Origin of the sequence: Paenibacillus sophorae (assembly GCF_018966525.1) — a bacterium.
Lineage (GTDB): Bacteria > Bacillota > Bacilli > Paenibacillales > Paenibacillaceae > Paenibacillus_AQ > Paenibacillus_AQ sophorae.
This window is the reverse complement of the sequence record NZ_CP076607.1, coordinates 1,035,742-1,053,064: the sequence shown is the minus strand read 5'-3', so window position 1 is coordinate 1,053,064 and position 17,323 is coordinate 1,035,742. Positions and strand designations below refer to the sequence as shown.

Below are 17,323 nucleotides of genomic sequence, written 5' to 3'. Positions count from 1 at the left end.
CGGACTTACTCGAAAAGATCTGTCCGGCGCGCAAAGGCGTTATTATTCCATATTAACAAATTCCGTCTGCATGAGAAAATGCCTTGGCGGCGCCTGCGCAGGCTTGCCGAACAGGTAGCCCTGCGCCAAAGGAATACCGAGCTCCCGGCAGAACTGAAATTCCTCCCGCCGCTCGATTCCTTCGGCCAGCACTATTCCGCCAAACTCTCCGGCTCTCTCCATAATCTCCTTAACGGCTTGCTGCTTGCCGGCATCCTGATCGCAAAAGCTGATCAGCCCCCGGTCAATCTTCACATAATCCGGCTTTAGGCTGGACATCACCTCCACCGTGGAGTAGCCCGCGCCGACGTCGTCGAGCGCAACAAAAGCGCCATGGCTTCGGCACTCGGCAAATATATAGGTGAGATGCGAAATATCTTCGATTTCTTCCGTTTCCACCACCTCAAACACAAAATCCTCCGGCCTTAGGCCCTGCTGCTCGATCGCCTCAAATGTATGGGTCAGACAGTATTGGGGGTCATAAATGGAAGAGGGCAGAAAATTGATGAACCGTTTAATTCCGTGAGGCAGCAGCTTGGCGCTGGATTCGATGGCGGAGATGCGCGCGGCCCGGTCCAAAAAGGAATGAAATCCGCTTTCTCTTGCCACCTCAAACAGTATATGCGGCTGAAACGGCGTGCCTTGCTGCAGCGGCCGCAGCAAAAACTCAAAGCCGACAATCTTCTCGGAAGAATCGACAATCGGCTGCAAATAGCTGCAAAATTCTTTATTGGCGATAATATCGATGAGTGAATGATTGCTAAAGCGGACCTGAAGCTGGGAGAGCGACATCCACCGTTCCAACTCACTTGCGGCTCCTGTTCCGATTATGGATATGGTCAGAAGCGCCGCTTCCTTCGCGGACTCGATCAGCTTCATCACATTCAGCAGCTGTTCCCGGGTGCTGTAAGAAATCTCGCATACCTCTTCCCGAAAAGATTTAAGTATAAAACCGGACGCTTGAACAGCGGATGCAAGTGAAGGAGATGCGCGCCGAATTTTTAGGATTCCCTTGTCTTCAATTGGTTCAATAGGGGAACAATGAATACAGTTCATGAACACCCTCCTTTTGGCCCACAAAAATGCAGCAACCTGAGGTCATTATAGCATGTTTTTCTGGAAAAGACGGAAATTCACCCCAAATAACCGCCATATTTCGCGTAATTTTTTTCCATATCCCGATTTTTTAATTTCCCAGGTTATTTCCCGGCAAATACCGTGCTTTTCTCCAATACTTCGCACTGATGGCGTCTTCCATGCACTGTTCCCTGGCACATGGGCGGCGGTATTATTAAATGACGGCTTCAGAATCGGCCATGGTACTGGACAACTTCAGAACCTTGCGTCTATAATTACAGCGTAAACAGCAAGGAATACCCGAAACTTCATAAACCTTGGGGTGCTGGAATTATGGCCGGCTGAGAGTGTATCCCGCAAGATACTGACCCTTATACCTGATCTGGATAATGCCAGCGTAGGAAAGCCTTAAGCGCGTGGTCGTAAAGAGACCGCCGCCGTCATGCACTCCGCCGCGTCCCGAATGTTCAGGGGCGCTTTTTTGGCATTTCAGGTTTGCGCAAATTCCCGTGGTCCCCCAAGCGGCTTCGTGATTTGCAGGTAAGCTTTTATGGAAGCGGGAATACCCGCCGCTTCAGGCATCGCTGCCCGGGGCGGCAAGACAAAGGAGAGACTATATAATGGGAGTCAAAAAATGGTTATCACTGTGCCTAACCTGCCTGTTCATACTGACAGCGGCGGGATGCGGCGGCAATAATTCGGGAGGAAACGCGGGCGGCGCTCAGGGAACCCCTGCTTCCGCTTCGCCGGAGGCATCCGCTTCCGCCCAAAGCTCGCCCAAAGCGGCGACGCCGGTAAAGGTCGCGCTCGACTGGACGCCGAACACGAATCACACCGGACTGTATGTCGCCAAAGAGCTCGGCTACTACGCGGAGGAGGGCCTTGATGTAGATATTGTGCAGCCGGGATCGGCGGGCGCAGATACGATGGTCACCTCGGGAGAAGCCGCCTTCGGCGTCGGCGCACAGGACAGTCTGACGCTGGCACGTATTCAGGGCGTCCCACTCGTGTCCATCGCGGCGATTATCCAGCATAACACATCCGGCTTCGCGGCTCCGGTCGACCGGGGCATCAAGTCGCCGAAGAATTTCGAAGGCAAAACTTACGGCGGCTGGGGATCGCCGGTCGAAGAAGCTTCCATGAAGGCCATTATGGACCCGGTCGGCGGCGACGTGAAGAAGGTCAAGCAGGTCACCATCGGCGAAGCGGACTATTTTACGGCTGTTAAGCGTGACATTGACTTTGCCTGGATCTTCTACGCTTGGACCGGTATTGAAGCGAAGCTGCGCGGCGAGCCGCTGGATATGCTGTATTTGAAGGATTACGCGCCGCAGCTCGATTACTACACGCCGGTGCTGACGACAAGCGAGAAAGAGATCGCCGAGAATCCAGAGGTGGTCAAAGCCTTTTTGAAGGCAACGTCTAGGGGTTATCAATATGCGATCGACCATCCGAAGGAGGCTGCCGATATTCTGATCAAGGCGGTTCCCGATCTTGACGCGAAGCTCGTTCAGGCCAGCCAGGAATGGCTCAGCCCGAAATACAAGGACGACGCCGCCCGGTGGGGTGAGCAGAAGACCGCTGTATGGAAAAATTACGCCGACTGGATGTACGGGCTGAAGCTGCTGGACAAACCGCTGGAGGCCGACAAGGCGTTTACCAACGAATTTTTGCCGGACGGGCAGTAAGAACTTAATAAAGTTAAGCTTTTGGTTCATTTAGTTTACAATTAATGGCATGAAAGTATTAACGGCATGAAAGGATGATAGGAATGGCAAGTACGCTGCTGAGCATTCAAGTGATTCCGAAAACGCCGGGAGGCGAAGACGTAATCCCATACGTGGACAAAGCAATTGAAGTGATTCAGCGTTCCGGCGTGAAGCATCAAGTGAATGCGCTGGAGACGACGATGGAAGGCGAGCTCGCCGACCTGCTGGAAATTGTCCGGGAGATGCAGGAGGCGCTAATCGAAGCGGGCTGCCCCAGCGTCATCTCGCAGGTAAAGATCGCCCATAATCCGGGCGGAATCAGCATGGACAAGCTGACGGAGAAATATCGCCCGTGAGTTCCAGGTGGAGACAAATCTGGCCGCCCCTTGTGGCGGTCATCTTGTTTTTGGCGCTGTGGCAGCTGTCGGTTTCCTGGTTCCATGTGGAAAAATGGATCTTGCCTGCTCCCATAGATGTATGGCACGAGGCCGTCGCCAACGCGTCCTCCATTGAAGGACACACCCTGGCGACGCTGCGCCTGACTATGACCGGCTTTCCGATTGGGGTCGCCGTCGGCCTTGCCGCCGCCGTGCTGCTGCATATCCTGCCCGGAGCGAGGCGCGCGCTGTACCCGCTGCTTATCTTAAGCCAGAATGTGCCGATTATCGCGCTCGGCCCGCTGCTGGTGATCTGGTTCGGCTTCGGCCTGCTGCCAAAGGTTATTCTCATTACACTTGTGTGTTTCTTTCCCGTGGCGGTCGCTGGGATGGGCGGACTCGCCCAAACCGACCGCATGATGCTTCAATTTATGAAGATGGCCGGAGCGACAAGGTGGCAAATCTTCTCCAAGCTGGAGCTGCCTCATGCGCTGCCCTCCCTGTTCTCCGGTATAAAAATATCCGCTGCTTACGCCGTTACAGGCGCCGTCGTAGCGGAGCTTATCGGCTCGGGCGAAGGGCTCGGCTATTATATGCAGCTGCAGAAATCGGCTTACCGCACAGACCGGATGTTTATTGCCATTATCCTTATTGTACTGCTTAGTCTGCTGCTGTTCGCCGCTGTCGCCCTGCTGGAGAAATGGCTGGTCCGCTGGAAGCCGCAGCGGGACGCATAGAAGCGGTCGCACAGAAACGTGTATAAAAAAGTTGCATGGAAAAAAGTTATAGAAGGAGGCGGCTGAAGTTGACGCGTAAGACAATTTCGTCTTCAGAGGGAGACTTGGAGGAAGGGCCGTCCCCTAGCGGCGGACATTCCCCTGTTTCGGACGCGCTATCACCGGGTTCGGATCGCGAAACTCCCGCGCTGGAGGTCTCAGGTATCTCCAAATCATTCTCCCAGCGAGGGCGGGGCATTCCGGTGCTGGAGCAGGTGTCGCTGACGGTGAAACGGCAGGAGTTCGTATCCATCGTTGGCCCATCAGGTTGCGGCAAAAGCACGCTCTTCCACATTATCGGCGGACTGGTCAAGCCGGATGCGGGCACCGTGCGCATGAATGGCGCTCCGGTTACCGGGCAGCGGGGCAGCGTCAGCTACATGCCGCAGCAGCCGGCGCTGTTTCCTTGGCGCAGCATCGAGGATAACGTGATTCTCTCCCGCGAGCTGAGGGGCGCAGCCCGAAGCGAGGTTCGCGAGGAAGCGCGGCGCTGGATCGCGAAGGCGGGGCTCGGCGGATTCGAGAAGGCGTATCCGCATATGCTGTCCGGCGGCATGCAGCAGCGCGCCGCCTTCCTGCGCGCGCTGCTCGCGCCCCAGGAGCTGATGCTCCTGGATGAGCCGTTCAGCGCGCTCGACGCCCTCACCCGCAGCGAGATGCAGCGCTGGCTGCTGGAGCTGTGGGAGGAGAACCGCCGCTCCGTGCTGTTCATCACGCACAGCATTGAAGAGGCGCTGCTGCTCTCCAGCCGCATCTATGTGTTCTCGGGACGGCCGGGGACCATACTGCACACCGTTGATGTGCCTTTTCCCCGGCCGCGCCGGGAGGAAATGACGGAGAATCCCGAGTTTTTGCGGCTGAAACGCCAGCTGTCGGGGTGGATGCGTGAGGAACAGGCCAAGAGCGGCGCGCTCCGCTGACCTTCCATGCCAATCTGCCCCTGGGGCCCCGCAAAGTAAGGAATCGGCTCGAGCAGATTCCTTACTTTGCGGGGTTTCTTATATCCAGCCTTTCTCCTCGGCCAGCCGCACCGCCTCGATCCGGCTCTTGACCTCCAGCTTGTTCAGAATCTCCGAAATATAATTGCGGACCGTTCCGTAGGACAGATGCAAGGAAGCCGCAATCTCATTCGCCGTCTGTCCGCCGCCAGCAAGCTTCAGAATGTCCCGTTCGCGCGGCGTCAAGGGATTCTCTTCCCGCAGACTGCCGAAGATCAGCTCCGGCGATACCTCCCGCCGCCCGTTCATCACGCGGCGGATGGCTTCCGCAAGTTTGTCCGCCGGCTCATCCTTGAGCAGATAGCCCTGCACTCCCGCTTTGACCGCCCGTTCGAAATATCCGGGTCTGGCAAAGGTGGTCAGAATTATGACCTTGCAGTCTGCCCCCCGTTCCTTCAGCAGTTCGGCAACCTCCAGGCCGCTTTTTCGCGGCATTTCAATATCCATCAGACACACGTCCGGCTGAAGACGGTCAATCAGCGACAGAGCCTCCGCTCCGTCTCCGGCCTGGCCAACCACCTCCAGGTCGTCCTCAAGATCAAGCAGCGAGGCCATAGCCCCGCGCAGCAGCAGTTGGTCCTCCGCAATGCAAATTCGTATCACGCCGTTTCGCCTTCCTTTCCTTCTTTCACGATAAGCGGGATCGACACTTGCAGAACTGTGCCTTCCCCTTGGCTTGCGGCGACAGTCAGGCTCCCGTCGATCAGGGACAGCCTTTCGGCCATCCCTTTCAGGCCGTTGCCCGCTCCCCCAGGAAAGATGCCCGCCGGGCCGCTCTCTTCCCCGCCCGCAGGAACGGTCTGCAGGCCGCTCGCGCCATCTTTCGCCGGAGCCGGAATGCCTTCCGTTCCCCGGACGGCTCCTCTTCCGTTATCCTCCACCGTCAGCCGCACCTTTCCGTCCGCTGTCTCCAGCAAGATCCGGCACCGGTCCGCGCCGCTGTGCCTCACAATATTGGTCACGGCTTCCTTAATGCAGAGACTTAGGATGTTCTGCGTCAAGTCCGGGACGCCCTCCAGGGAGGCGTCTCCCCGGATTTCCAGGGAGATCTCCGCGGCACGCAGCATTTCGGCGGCTTCCGCCAGCTCCTCCGCCACCTTCACGGCCCGCATCTCCGACACCAGCTCTCGCACCTGCCGCAGAGCGGCCCGGGAGATCCGGCGGATTTCAGCCGCTTCCGCCTGCGCCCGCTCCGCATCCTTGAGCGCCAGCTTCTCGACGAGCTGGCTTTTCAGTGTGATGAGCGACAGTGTATGCCCAAGCGTATCATGCAGATCGCGGGCAATCCGCATCCGCTCCTCACGCTTGACCATTTCCCTGATGCGCTCGTTAGCCTTATCCAGCTCCTTCTCCAACTGCTGCTTCCGGGTCAGGGAGCGTATCCCCAGGGGAGAAAGCAGCATGATGACGAGGAAGGGCAGCAGCATAACGGCATTCGATTTATCCATCTCATGAACCAAATACAGCAGAGGCAGAATTTCGGCCGCGGCAAACAGGAGCATCGCCGCCCTGAATCTCCGCACATTTTCATACCTGGCGATAAAATTGGCCGTAAAGAAGCCCAAATACAAATCATAGGGATTGAAGAACAGACTGAGCGCGACCATCAGCAGCAGCTGGACCGTAATCCAGGCCGTAAACCGCCAGCCGCGTCCGGCCACATACAATTGGCGGTACGTTAAGGCAAACAGCGCAATCAGCGCATAGCCCACGGCAAGCTTGATGCCGCTGAACTGCTGAAGATAGCCAATCGGGATAACCAAATAAATCAGCCAGATATAAGGATAGAACCCGAGTCTCGCGGGGAACAGTTCGAACTTTTTGCGTTCTGCCGCATTAACCGCCATTAGCCGTCACACCGTTTCCTGTTTTTTTCGAATATAGGTGGATATTACCATAAACAGAAGCAGATAGCCCAGTAGAATCAGCACATTTCTCCATTCCGGCGCGTGCCCGCCCGCGATATTCCAGGCGCCGCTGCCGTAATTGTAGGAAGGGAGCCAACGTCCGATCCGCTGCATCGTCTTCGGCAGGATTTCAAGCGGCATCCACATTCCACCCGCCACCGCAAGAACCATATAGACTGCGTTGCTGACGCCGCTTGCTGTGTCCATACGTTTCATCGCGCCTACCAGCGTGCCGATAGCCAGAAAGGGAAGAGATCCCACCAGCAGCCACAAGCCGCAGAGCAGCCATTGACCCAAGCTCAGAGACACTCCATTGATCAGATACCCCGCCGTAAAAATGCACAGGATCGAGAACAGATGCATGACACTCTGACCGAACATTTGACCGAAGAAATAGACCGGGCCCGGCAGCGGAGTTAGCTTCATGAAAGTCGCCCAGCCCCTAGCCCGCTCCTGCACAAGCCGTATGCCGAGCGTCATAATCGCCGAGCCTATCACGCTGAACGCCGTCATCGACATAAGATAATGCGCCTGCCATTCCCCTTTGTCCCCGCTGCCCGTACTGACAACTCTCGTAAAGATGAAATAAAACAGGATCGGCATCGCCAAGGACCAGAACACATAATAAGGATTGCGGATAATCCGAAGCATTTCCGCTTTGCACTGTTTTCCGATTAGCTTCATCGTTATATCGCCTCCTTGTGATTCATAACCAGCTCACGAAAAGCGTCGTCCAAACGTCCCTGGTCGATGCGGATATCATGCGCGGGGATGCCCGAGGCAAAAATCGCGGCCAGCGCTTCATCCGTATTTTGCGCGGCGGCATGAAGCCTGCCCTCCCTCAGACGGCAGTCCTTGATCGCCGGATAAACCGACAGCCGGAGACGGATCGAAGCTTCGTCCAGCGGGGAGAGGAAGGATACCGAGCGTTTTACGATGCCCGCCTTGATCTCGTCCGGCGTTCCGTCGGCCGCCAGAGCTCCTCTGTTAAACAGCAGAATCCGGTCGGCCATATCCTCGGCCTCCTGCAAATAATGAGTGGCGAACAGGATGGTCTTCCCCTGAGCGGCAAGGCCCCGGACGATATCCCAGAATCTCTGACGGGCGCCGATATCGAGCCCCACCGTCGGCTCGTCGAAGAACAGCAGGTCCGGATTGCCCGCAAGCGCCAGCGCGAATCCGAGGCCGCGCTTTTGGCCGACCGAGAGCTTATCCGCATACCGGTTCAGATCGGCCGAGGCCAGGCCCGTCGCCTGAACCAGTTGTTCGTAATTCAGCGGATGAGGATAATAGCCACGGACCAGTGAGAGAATCTCGCTCACTTTAAGCCGCTCCATTACACTCACTTCCTGCAGCATCGCTCCCGTCCGTTCGCGGACCGTCTTGTCATGGGGAGACCGGCCGAACATGGTCACGGAGCCTTTCGTTGGTTCCAGCAGCCCAAGCATCATCGACAGCATCGTTGTCTTCCCGGCTCCGTTCGGGCCCAGCATGGCGGTAACCGAGCCTTGGGCGATGCTGAAGCCGACTCCGTTCACCGCTTGTTTATCCTTGAAGGTCTTGCAGACATCCTGCACCTCTATTACAGTATCCATCGTCATTCCTCCCGAATGTGTTCCTTATGTTCTACATTAAAGATACACTTTCGGAACCCGCAGCTTTAGTAAGGACTGTCATGATCTTGGGGTGACAACTGTCATCTCACAACGGCAAAAAGGGTACGAACCCGGCATTTCCATGCCGAAGCCCGTACCCTTTCAATTGAAATTCCATTCCGTCTGCGGTCTCTGCCGATTCCGCCTTATTTGCGCATGAAGCCTTTGCCCTGCAGGAAATCCTTCATATGCAGGCGGATCGGTTCCGCCAGACGAACCGCCATGATGGCTGACCAGGGAGTATCTTTCGCCCCGCCGGTCCGCTGGCGCAAATAATCGGACATCGTGCTGTCGTAGGTCTCGACCTGGCGCACCGTCTCTTCGGCATCGTAGCGGTTACGATGCAGCACCGCCGGCAGCGGCAGCCGCGGACGCGGCCCCGGGGCCTGATCGGGATAGCCAAGGCACATGCCGAACAATGGATAGACCAGCTCAGGCAGCCCCAGCCGCTCCGCCACCTCGGCGATCTTGTTCCGTAACCCGCCGATGTAGACGATGCCAAGCCCAAGCGACTCCGCCGCCACGGCAGCGTTCTGCGCGGCCAGCGCGGTGTCCACGGTGGCGATGATGAAATTCTCCGTAGAGTCCTCATAGGTGTCCGCACCGTTCAGATGCGGCTTCGCCGCTTCCCGCAGCCTGTACAGATCGGCGCACCAGACCAGAAAGACCGGGCATTCCGCCACATAGGCCTGGTTCCCGGCAAGCGCCGCAAGCTCCGCTTTCAGCGCCGGCTCGGTCACCGCAATCACGCTGTACGCCTGCACATTGCTGGATGTTGAGGCCATCTGCCCCGCCCCGATAATGGCGGCAAGCTGTTCTTCGCTCACCGGCTCCGGCCGGAACTTACGGACGGAGACATGTCTTCCCAGCAAGGACAGCACCGCGTTATCAATGGAATTCTGCCCGGGTTCCCGGATATTCTTGCTCATGAATGTCGCTTCCTTTCGAGCCGTTGCGCTCTTGCATTCTGATTTTCTCGCATTATAACTTTACCCGCTGCAGCCGCAGCGCATTCAGCACGACCGAAACCGAGCTGAACGCCATGGCCGCGCCCGCCAGCCAGGGCGCGAGGAATCCCAGCGCGGCTACCGGAATGCCGATGGTATTGTAGCCAAGCGCCCAGAACAAATTCTGTTTGATATTGCCCATTGTCTTGCGGCTCATCTTGATCGCGTCCGCGATGGCCTTGAGGTCGCCGCGCATCAGCGTAATATCCGCCGCTTCCATCGCCACGTCGGTCCCGGTGCCGACCGCCATGCCGATATCGGCGGTCGCCAGCGCCGGCGCATCATTGATGCCGTCGCCGACCATCGCCACCTTCACGCCGTCCGCCTGAAGCTTCCGCACCGCCTCGGCCTTGCCTTCGGGCAGCACTTCGGCCATCACCCGGTCAATACCGGCCTCGGCCGCAATGGCCCGCGCCGTCCGCTCGTTGTCGCCGGTGATCATCACGACGTCGATCCCCATGCCCCGCAGAGCCGCCACCGCTTCGCGCGAGGTCGGCTTGATCGTATCCGCGACGGCCACGACTCCCGCGCAATCGCCGTCCACCGCAACCAGCATCGCCGTCTTACCCTGCTGCTCCAGATCGTTCATGGAGTCAAGCCAGCGCCGCGAATTGACGCCGTTCTCCTCCATCATCCGGCGCGTGCCGACAATGATCTCCCTGCCCTGGACGGCGGCCTTGATACCCCGTCCGGGTACATTGACGAAGCTTCCGGCTTCGCTTCCCGCCAGCCCTTTCTCCGCTGCGCCCGCAGCTACCGCCTCGGCCAGCGGATGCTCCGACAGCTTCTCCGCCGCTGCCGCAAGCGACAGCAGAGCGTCTTCCGGAGCCAGTTCAGGCGCGCCCTTGAAGTCCGGCGATACAAGCACGTCCGTGAGCACCGGCTTGCCGCTCGTCACTGTGCCCGTCTTGTCGAGCACGACGAGCTGAATGCCCTGCGCGGCTTCCAGATGCTCGCCTCCCTTGAACAGAATGCCGAGCTCCGCAGCCCTGCCGGAGCCGGCCATAATCGAGGTCGGCGTAGCCAAGCCCAGCGCGCAGGGACAGGCGATAACGAGCACGGCGATCCCCTTCTCCAGCGCTTCGGCGAACTGTCCCGGAGCCGCCCACAGGTACCAGACCAGGAACGTCAGCGCGGCGATTGCCACCACAATCGGCACGAAGATGCCGGAGATGACATCCGCTACCCGCTGGATCGGCGCCTTGGAACCCTGCGCTTCCTCGACTACGCGGATAATCTGGGCAAGCGCCGTGTCGCGGCCCACCTTGCGGGCTTTGATCCTCAGCACGCCGTTCTTGTTCACCGTCGCTCCGATCACGGAGTCGCCCGGCTTCTTCTCCACCGGAATGCTCTCGCCCGTTAGCATGGATTCATCCACGGATGACAAGCCTTCGGTCACTTCGCCGTCAACGGGAATCTTGGTGCCCGGCTTCACGAGTACGATATCCCCGATAACGACCTCCTCTACAGGAACGCTAATCTCCGTTCCTTCACGGATCACGAGCGCTGTCTTGGCCTGCAGGCCCATCAGGCTGCGGATGGCGTCGGAGGAGCGGCCCTTGGCCAGCGCCTCGAACCATTTGCCGACCAGAATCAGCGTGATCAGCACGGCTCCTGTCTCATAGTACATTTCGACCGTATGATTCATTCCGTTCATACGAAGGGAATCGAGCGTGAGGTACAAGCTGTAGAAGTAAGCGGCCGACGTGCCCAGCGCCACCAGAACATCCATATTGGCGCTGCCGTTACGAAGCGCCTTGTAGGCGCCGACATAGAACTGCCAGCCGATTATGAACTGCACCGGGGTAGCCAGAACAAGCTGGAACCACGGATTCATGAACAGCTCCGGTACGGGAATCCATGAAGTGAATGAGAAATGCCCAACCATCGCCCACAGAAGCGGCAGAGACAATAGCGCCGAAATCATCCACTTTATGCGCTTGCGGCTGATTTCAAGCTCTCGCCGGTCGGCGGTCTCCTTCCGGTCTTCCTTGAGCGAAGCTTTATAGCCGATCGAGTCGACCTTGGCGATGATATCCTGAAGACTAATCATCCCCGGGGTATATTCCACATGCGCCGTTTCAAGCGCGAGATTGACATTGACTCCTGCGATGCCCGGCAGCTTTCCGAGCACCTTCTCAATCCGGGCCGAACAGGCGGCGCAGGTCATGCCCGAAATATCGAAGTCCGCCGCTTCTTTTACCGTGTCGTAACCGAGCGAGCGGATCTTCTCCTCAATCTTCGGCACGCTGACAACCTTCGGATCAAAGCCAACGGCCGCCTGCTCCAGCGCAAGGTTGACGTTCGCCCGGGATACGCCCTCCATGCGGGCCAGCCCTTTCTCGATCCGCGCAGCGCAGGCGGAGCAAGTCATGCCCGTAATCTGTAAGGTCGCCAACTCCTCTACGGGCGCCGCTGCTGTTTCCTCCATAAGATCACATCCTTCCCGGTACCCGTAGGGGGTATGTAAAATGTAAAAAAGAGAAGGCGTGGAGCGTCTTTTCGGGACTTCCTCTCCCTGCCGCTCCATGCCTTGGCGTATGCCTCGTCCGGCTTATTGAACTACGTCATAGCCCTGTTCTTCAATCGCTTCCTTAATGGCTCCCAGGCTGAGCTTGCTGTCGTCATAATCTACCGCTACCGTCTTGGATGCCAGATCCACTGTTGCGGACGCCCCCAGATTGCTTACCGCTTTCTCCACTGAGCTTACGCAATGTCCGCAGGACATTCCCTCTACATTCAATACAACGTTCGCCATTATTAATCCTCTCCTTATTTCATTAATCTGCCGACCGTAATCAGCAGTTCGTCAATAACCTCATGTTCTCCAGCTTCGATCCTTTCAATAATACAGCTCTTCATATGGCCCTCAAGCAGCAGCTTTCCGACGCCGCCAAGCGCCGACTGGACCGCCGCAAGCTGGGTGAGAACATCATCGCAGTAGGTGTCGCGCTCGATCATGCCTTTGATGCCCCGAATCTGCCCTTCTATGCGGTTAAGCCGGGTCGTCAGCCCGTTCTTGAATTCCTGGGTATGGTGACTTTTGCGTTCTTCGGAAGAATGGCAATCGCTGCCGCAGGACCGATGGTCAAGCCCTTCATCATGCTTCTCATGTGCCGTCATGCATCAACCTCCTCAACATCACTTTATTATACCCCATAGGGGTATGTCAAGCGGCGGAAATCTATTAGCCCGCTTTTTAATTTTTTCGACACATATTCTTGAGGAATTTTGAGGGAAATTGTTATGGCCAGAAGGATTTACATAATTAGGCTCGAATATTCCTAATGTGCATCGGATTTCTTATCCATACATTTTTTTATCAATACATAAGTATAGGAGCATTCAACATGGTCTACGACGGTATTGTGCTCGGTTTGGTGGTCGGTCTGCTCCGGGGCGGATTTCGCTACGGCCTGACACAGTTTGGCAGCCTGCGAATTAGAGGCGGCTTATGGTTTCCCCTGCTTTTATTGCTGCAGTTTGTCGTGTTTGAACTGAATGACCGGTCATCTGCCTTTGCTGCGTCCAGCGGTATCGTTTTTGCCGCCGTGTACGTGGCAGGGCTTTACATCCTGTGGTTGAACCGGAGCACTCCGGGCTTCTTGTTTATTTTTGCCGGAGTCTTTCTGAACTTTCTCGTCATGGCCGTCAATGGCGGCAAGATGCCTGTCTCGCTGGAGGCGGCAAAGGTCTTGGACCCTTATTACGTACATCTTCTGCAATCGGGAGCCGTTGTTACGAAGCATTTTCTGATGGACTCCGCAACCAGGCTGTCGTTCCTTGGGGATATTATCCCGCTGTCCAAGCCTTATCCGCGCACCCAGGTCATCAGCGTTGGCGATATTGTAATGAATGTAGGGATTTTCCTCTACCTTCAGCACATCCTTGTTCCAGACAGAAGACAGATTCCGACACAGGAGATGGAAGCCAAGCAGTCTTGACGATCCATTATCGAAAGGGGTGAACAATTATGAAAAAGAAATGGGACGGCATGCTGTATTCGCGCATTATCATCAATACCGTTATCGTTGCTTCCGTGGTTATGGCTTTGACCTCCGGATTCAGACTTATCGGCGGCGGCCGTTGATTGAATGAAACAGAAGCAGGCTGATGTTCAGCCTGCTTTTTTAACATACGAAGCCATTTCTTCTTATATCCCTGTATTTTGCCCATCGGCATCTATGAAATTTCCGGTATATCCCTTAAAATATATGGGACAATCAAGATACTTGCGAGAGGAGGGTAACTTTTGCCAAAGTGGAAAACGCTCATAGCCAAGCTGAACCTGAGTCACCTTTACGCAATTGCCATTTGTCTGGCGGGACTCGGTCTGTTCACGATATATAATCAGGGCGCTTTTATTCACTATACTGCTCCAACCTGGGTATGGGTGTATGCGCTATCCGGAGCGGCTGTCGTACTGACTTTCTTTACATTCCAGCTTCCTCCGCAGGGCAACGGGTTATCCCTCGACTCCTCCGTTTATCTGGCCTGTATTTTCGTGTTTGGCCCCACGTTCAGCTTAACCGTCCTTCTAGTCTCGTCCGTGGCTATTTTCCTGATTGAACGCAAGACCATCTGGTGGAAGCATCTAATCAACTTTGCCATATACTCAATCATTATCGCCTCGGCGTCTTTCTCCTTTACCGCGCTGGGCGGCGTACGGGGACCGCTCATGGACAGCCATCTGCTGGCGTATGCCGGAGGCATGGCGATATATTTCGTGCTGAATACGATGCTGATCGTCTTTTACTACTATGTCTTCTATAATGAGAATCTGTACGAAACGCTAAAAGGAATGATGAAGGATACGATCATTGCCTACCTCAGCACGCTGGTGCTGGCGCTGGTGCTGGTCATCCTTTTATATCATAATCATATTTTCGGGCTGGCCTTGTTTCTCTGTCTCAGCGTTTTGCTGTCTTATGCGTTCAAGCAGATGTTCGCGATGTACCGGGACATCGAAGAACGTGCGAACCGGGACCCGCGGACAGGTCTGTTCAATCACAGCTATTTCGAGCTGACGCTGGAAGAGGAAATGCGCAAGTCCAGAAGCACGGGCTCCTCGTTGTCGCTGGCCATGATCGATATCGACGATTTCAAGAAATATAATGACCACTTCGGCCATCTCAAGGGTGACGGGCTGATCGTTTTTTTGGCGGAATTGCTGAAAAAGGAATGCGGCAGCCCAGAAATGGTCGTCTCCCGCTACGGTGGGGAAGAATTTACACTCCTGATGCCTTCATACGACACCGAACAGGCTAAAAGCTTTCTCGACCGTCTGCGCAAAACGCTGAACAACTCCCATTTTGAAGGGGCGGAGATCTTCCCTCAGGGCTGTCTGTCCTTTTCTTCAGGAATCGCGGGCTACCGCAGCGACATTCATGACAAATCGGAGCTTGTAGATCAGGCCGACCAGGCATTGTACTACGCCAAGAAGCAGGGCAAGAATATGGTCCATGTCTACGGCCACCAATCGCCGCAAGAGCAGGATATCGATTTCAGCCAGGACGTACGTGATATTGAGCAGCAGCTTAACCTGTTCATGTACAAGGACCTGGAAACTTTTAAGCATTCCAAACGGGTATTCCGGTACGCGATGGACATCAGCGAGCTGCTCTTGCTGGACAGCCTGTCCAAACGCCAGTTCACGCTGGGAGCGCTAATCCATGATATCGGCAAGCTCGAAATTCCCTGGGGCATACTAAATAAGAAGGAGAAACTCACGCCCGAGGAATGGGAAATGGTGAAATGGCATGTGACCTGGGGCAAGCAAATGGCGCTTATGGGCGATAAGTTTAAGGATTTGGCCCCCTACATCGAACTGCACCACGAAAGGTACGATGGCAAAGGCTATCCGCACGGCTTTAAGGGCGAGGAAATTCCAAGGCTGTGCCGGATGCTGACCATTATCGATTCCTTTGACGCGATGACGACGGAACGTCCCTACCAGCCGACCAAATCCGTGGAAGAGGCGATTGTCGAGCTCAGGGCGTGTGCGGGCAGCCAATTCGATCCGGAGCTTACAGAGTTCTTCATCAGCTATATCGAATCCAGACAGCTGCGCACCAAGGAAGCCGCGGTATAGGCCTTTTGCCTTCCACGGGGGCGCGAAGAAACCGAATAAGCGTGAGCAGCAGGACTCCACTCGCAGTGGGGTTCTTTTTTGGTCAAAAAATGTATTGATCCCCTATTCAAATTTGAATATAATAAGTTTCACTAACTTACAGAAAAGGAGTATTAAGCAATGCATTCCAAAGAAAGCAACCTGAAGCTGGTCGTTGCCGGTCTGCTCCTTGGCGTCCTGATGTCGGCCATGGACAATACCATCGTCGCGGCGGCTCTGGGAACAATTGTCTCCGACCTCGGAGGGATGGACAAGCTGGTATGGGTAACCTCGGCGTATATGGTCATGGTGATGGCCGGTACTCCCGTCTTCGGCAAGCTGTCCGATATGTACGGACGCAAACGCTTCTTCATGCTCGGACTGCTGCTGTTCCTGGTCGGCTCGGCCCTCTGCGGCACCGCGGGCAGCATTACCCAGCTCAGCATCTACCGAGCGATTCAAGGTGTGGGCGGCGGCGCGCTGATGCCGATCGCGTTCACGATTATATTCGATATCTTTCCGCCGGAGAAGCGCGGCAAGATGACAGGACTGTTCGGCGCGGTCTTCGGCATCTCAAGCGTCCTCGGTCCGCTGCTTGGCGCTTATATCACCGATTATGTCGGCTGGCGCTGGATATTCTACATCAATCTCCCTCTCGGGGTGATCGCCTTTATCATGATCGCTCTGGCCTACAAAGAATCGGTGGCTCACTCCAAGCAGCGGATCGACTGGGGCGGCGCCTTTACGCTGGTCGGCGCTATTATCTGCCTCATGTTCGCTCTGGAGCTGGGCGGGCAGGAATATGCCTGGGGCTCCTCCGCCATTCTTGGCTTGTTCGCGGGCTTTGCGGTGCTGCTGATCACCTTTCTGCTCATTGAGCGGCGTGCGGCCGAACCCGTTATCACATTCAGCATGTTCCGGAACAGGCTGTTCGCGACAAGCGCTCTGGCTGCTCTCTTCTACGGCTCAGCCTTCATTGTGGCAACCGTCTACATCCCAATCTTCGTGCAGGGCGTATTCGGCGGCTCCGCCACGAATTCCGGCCTGATTCTGATGCCGATGATGATCGGTTCGGTCGTCGGCGCCCAGCTTGGCGGCCAGCTGACAGCCCGGGCCAGCTTCCGGAACATCATGCTGCTGTCCACTGTCTTCTTCGTCGCCGGCGTTGCTCTGCTTGGGACCCTGTCGCCGGATACTACCCGCCTGCAGGTCAATCTCTTTATGGCTGTAACCGGATTTGGCGTCGGATTCTCCTTCTCGGTGCTCAACATGTCCTCTGTCCATCATTTTGATGTCCGCCAGCGCGGTTCGGCCACGTCGACTTGCACCTTTATGCGTTCGCTTGGCATGACGCTCGGGATCACCATCTTCGGCATCACCCAGCGCAATTTGTTCACGGACAAACTCAGCGCTACGTTCGGCGGCAGCGCCCAGTCATCCGCCTTCGGCGATCCGCGCGCCGCGCTGACCCCGGAAGCAAGAGCGCAGATTCCGGCTCCCGTGCTTGAGAAAATCTCAGCCGCGCTGTCTTCCTCCATTGCGCATACGTTCCTGTGGGCGCTTATTCCGGCGGTGCTAGGGCTCGCGGCCGTGCTGCTCATGCCGAAGGACCGCCTCTTCACCCGCAGTAAAGCTCCGCAGCCGGCGACCAGCAAGGATTAGAGCTGCC

Annotated in this window: 16 protein-coding genes and 1 riboswitch; of the genes, 7 read left to right on the top strand and 9 right to left on the bottom strand. The window is 56.3% G+C overall.

Features of this window, described 5'->3' with window-relative positions:
* Nucleotides 1-42: 42 nt before the first annotated feature.
* A complete protein-coding gene (locus tag KP014_RS05080) occupies nucleotides 43-1,095 on the bottom strand; it encodes an EAL domain-containing protein (RefSeq protein WP_036600107.1) in 1,053 nt (350 codons plus the stop codon).
* A gap of 329 nt (nucleotides 1,096-1,424) precedes the next feature.
* Nucleotides 1,425-1,537: riboswitch (TPP riboswitch) on the top strand.
* Nucleotides 1,538-1,736: 199 nt separating this feature from the next.
* Here KP014_RS05080 and KP014_RS05075 point away from each other — a divergent pair.
* The 4 genes from KP014_RS05075 (at nucleotide 1,737) to KP014_RS05060 (ending at nucleotide 4,898) form a co-directional block, all read left to right on the top strand.
* Nucleotides 1,737-2,804 carry an ABC transporter substrate-binding protein gene (locus tag KP014_RS05075; protein WP_036600104.1) on the top strand — a complete coding sequence of 356 codons (1,068 nt, stop codon included), beginning with the start codon at nucleotides 1,737-1,739 and terminating at the stop codon, nucleotides 2,802-2,804.
* Between the two features lie 83 nt (nucleotides 2,805-2,887).
* Nucleotides 2,888-3,181 (top strand): thiamine-binding protein, encoded by a 294-nt coding sequence (locus tag KP014_RS05070; protein ID WP_025332850.1) that lies wholly within the window; start codon nucleotides 2,888-2,890, stop codon nucleotides 3,179-3,181.
* Nucleotides 3,178-3,939, top strand: coding sequence for an ABC transporter permease (locus KP014_RS05065; RefSeq protein WP_090834246.1), 762 nt, complete (start codon nucleotides 3,178-3,180; stop codon nucleotides 3,937-3,939). The genes KP014_RS05070 and KP014_RS05065 overlap by 4 nt, the downstream gene beginning before the upstream one ends.
* A gap of 188 nt (nucleotides 3,940-4,127) precedes the next feature.
* Complete coding sequence (locus tag KP014_RS05060; RefSeq protein WP_246590729.1) at nucleotides 4,128-4,898, top strand: ABC transporter ATP-binding protein; 771 nt, start codon at nucleotides 4,128-4,130, stop codon at nucleotides 4,896-4,898.
* 78 nt (nucleotides 4,899-4,976) lie between these two features.
* On the opposite strand, the gene KP014_RS05055 is transcribed toward KP014_RS05060, so the two are convergent.
* From KP014_RS05055 to KP014_RS05020, 8 genes are all read right to left on the bottom strand, one after another.
* Nucleotides 4,977-5,579: a response regulator transcription factor gene (locus tag KP014_RS05055; RefSeq protein WP_036601169.1), complete on the bottom strand. Its 603-nt coding sequence runs from the start codon at nucleotides 5,577-5,579 to the stop codon at nucleotides 4,977-4,979.
* Complete coding sequence (locus KP014_RS29020) at nucleotides 5,576-6,823, bottom strand: sensor histidine kinase (protein ID WP_036601166.1); 1,248 nt, start codon at nucleotides 6,821-6,823, stop codon at nucleotides 5,576-5,578. The genes KP014_RS05055 and KP014_RS29020 overlap by 4 nt, the downstream gene beginning before the upstream one ends.
* A gap of 6 nt (nucleotides 6,824-6,829) precedes the next feature.
* Nucleotides 6,830-7,567 (bottom strand): ABC transporter permease, encoded by a 738-nt coding sequence (locus KP014_RS05045; protein WP_090834244.1) that lies wholly within the window; start codon nucleotides 7,565-7,567, stop codon nucleotides 6,830-6,832.
* 2 nt (nucleotides 7,568-7,569) lie between these two features.
* Nucleotides 7,570-8,478 (bottom strand): ABC transporter ATP-binding protein, encoded by a 909-nt coding sequence (locus KP014_RS05040; RefSeq protein ID WP_175491867.1) that lies wholly within the window; start codon nucleotides 8,476-8,478, stop codon nucleotides 7,570-7,572.
* 206 nt (nucleotides 8,479-8,684) lie between these two features.
* Nucleotides 8,685-9,467: an oxygen-insensitive NADPH nitroreductase gene (nfsA, locus tag KP014_RS05035; protein WP_090834243.1), complete on the bottom strand. Its 783-nt coding sequence runs from the start codon at nucleotides 9,465-9,467 to the stop codon at nucleotides 8,685-8,687.
* 52 nt (nucleotides 9,468-9,519) lie between these two features.
* Entirely contained in the window at nucleotides 9,520-11,976 is a 2,457-nt protein-coding gene (locus KP014_RS05030; RefSeq protein ID WP_090834242.1) for a heavy metal translocating P-type ATPase, read from the bottom strand.
* Between the two features lie 123 nt (nucleotides 11,977-12,099).
* A complete protein-coding gene (locus KP014_RS05025; protein ID WP_036595214.1) occupies nucleotides 12,100-12,303 on the bottom strand; it encodes a cation transporter in 204 nt (67 codons plus the stop codon).
* 14 nt (nucleotides 12,304-12,317) lie between these two features.
* Nucleotides 12,318-12,668 (bottom strand): metal-sensitive transcriptional regulator, encoded by a 351-nt coding sequence (locus tag KP014_RS05020; protein WP_036595216.1) that lies wholly within the window; start codon nucleotides 12,666-12,668, stop codon nucleotides 12,318-12,320.
* A 227-nt stretch (nucleotides 12,669-12,895) separates the two neighbouring features.
* Here KP014_RS05020 and KP014_RS05015 point away from each other — a divergent pair, with 227 nt between their 5' ends.
* From KP014_RS05015 to KP014_RS05005, 3 genes are all read left to right on the top strand, one after another.
* Nucleotides 12,896-13,489 carry a DUF5317 domain-containing protein gene (locus KP014_RS05015; RefSeq protein WP_036595217.1) on the top strand — a complete coding sequence of 198 codons (594 nt, stop codon included), beginning with the start codon at nucleotides 12,896-12,898 and terminating at the stop codon, nucleotides 13,487-13,489.
* A gap of 308 nt (nucleotides 13,490-13,797) precedes the next feature.
* Nucleotides 13,798-15,636 carry a diguanylate cyclase gene (locus KP014_RS05010; protein WP_051500053.1) on the top strand — a complete coding sequence of 613 codons (1,839 nt, stop codon included), beginning with the start codon at nucleotides 13,798-13,800 and terminating at the stop codon, nucleotides 15,634-15,636.
* A gap of 159 nt (nucleotides 15,637-15,795) precedes the next feature.
* The gene (locus KP014_RS05005) at nucleotides 15,796-17,316 is read left to right on the top strand and encodes an MDR family MFS transporter (protein ID WP_036595219.1); all 1,521 of its coding nucleotides are present in this window, start codon (nucleotides 15,796-15,798) and stop codon (nucleotides 17,314-17,316) included.
* The last annotated feature ends 7 nt before the right edge of the window (nucleotides 17,317-17,323 follow it).

Coding starts and splice junctions, on each gene's coding strand:
- KP014_RS05080 (WP_036600107.1), bottom strand. CDS start 1,095: ATGAACTGTATTCATTGTTCCCCTATTGAACCAATTGAAGACAAGGGA.
- KP014_RS05075 (WP_036600104.1), top strand. CDS start 1,737: ATGGGAGTCAAAAAATGGTTATCACTGTGCCTAACCTGCCTGTTCATA.
- KP014_RS05070 (WP_025332850.1), top strand. CDS start 2,888: ATGGCAAGTACGCTGCTGAGCATTCAAGTGATTCCGAAAACGCCGGGA.
- KP014_RS29020 (WP_036601166.1), bottom strand. CDS start 6,823: ATGGCGGTTAATGCGGCAGAACGCAAAAAGTTCGAACTGTTCCCCGCG.
- KP014_RS05045 (WP_090834244.1), bottom strand. CDS start 7,567: ATGAAGCTAATCGGAAAACAGTGCAAAGCGGAAATGCTTCGGATTATC.
- KP014_RS05040 (WP_175491867.1), bottom strand. CDS start 8,478: ATGGATACTGTAATAGAGGTGCAGGATGTCTGCAAGACCTTCAAGGAT.
- nfsA (WP_090834243.1), bottom strand. CDS start 9,467: ATGAGCAAGAATATCCGGGAACCCGGGCAGAATTCCATTGATAACGCG.
- KP014_RS05030 (WP_090834242.1), bottom strand. CDS start 11,976: ATGGAGGAAACAGCAGCGGCGCCCGTAGAGGAGTTGGCGACCTTACAG.
- KP014_RS05025 (WP_036595214.1), bottom strand. CDS start 12,303: ATGGCGAACGTTGTATTGAATGTAGAGGGAATGTCCTGCGGACATTGC.
- KP014_RS05020 (WP_036595216.1), bottom strand. CDS start 12,668: ATGACGGCACATGAGAAGCATGATGAAGGGCTTGACCATCGGTCCTGC.
- KP014_RS05015 (WP_036595217.1), top strand. CDS start 12,896: ATGGTCTACGACGGTATTGTGCTCGGTTTGGTGGTCGGTCTGCTCCGG.
- KP014_RS05005 (WP_036595219.1), top strand. CDS start 15,796: ATGCATTCCAAAGAAAGCAACCTGAAGCTGGTCGTTGCCGGTCTGCTC.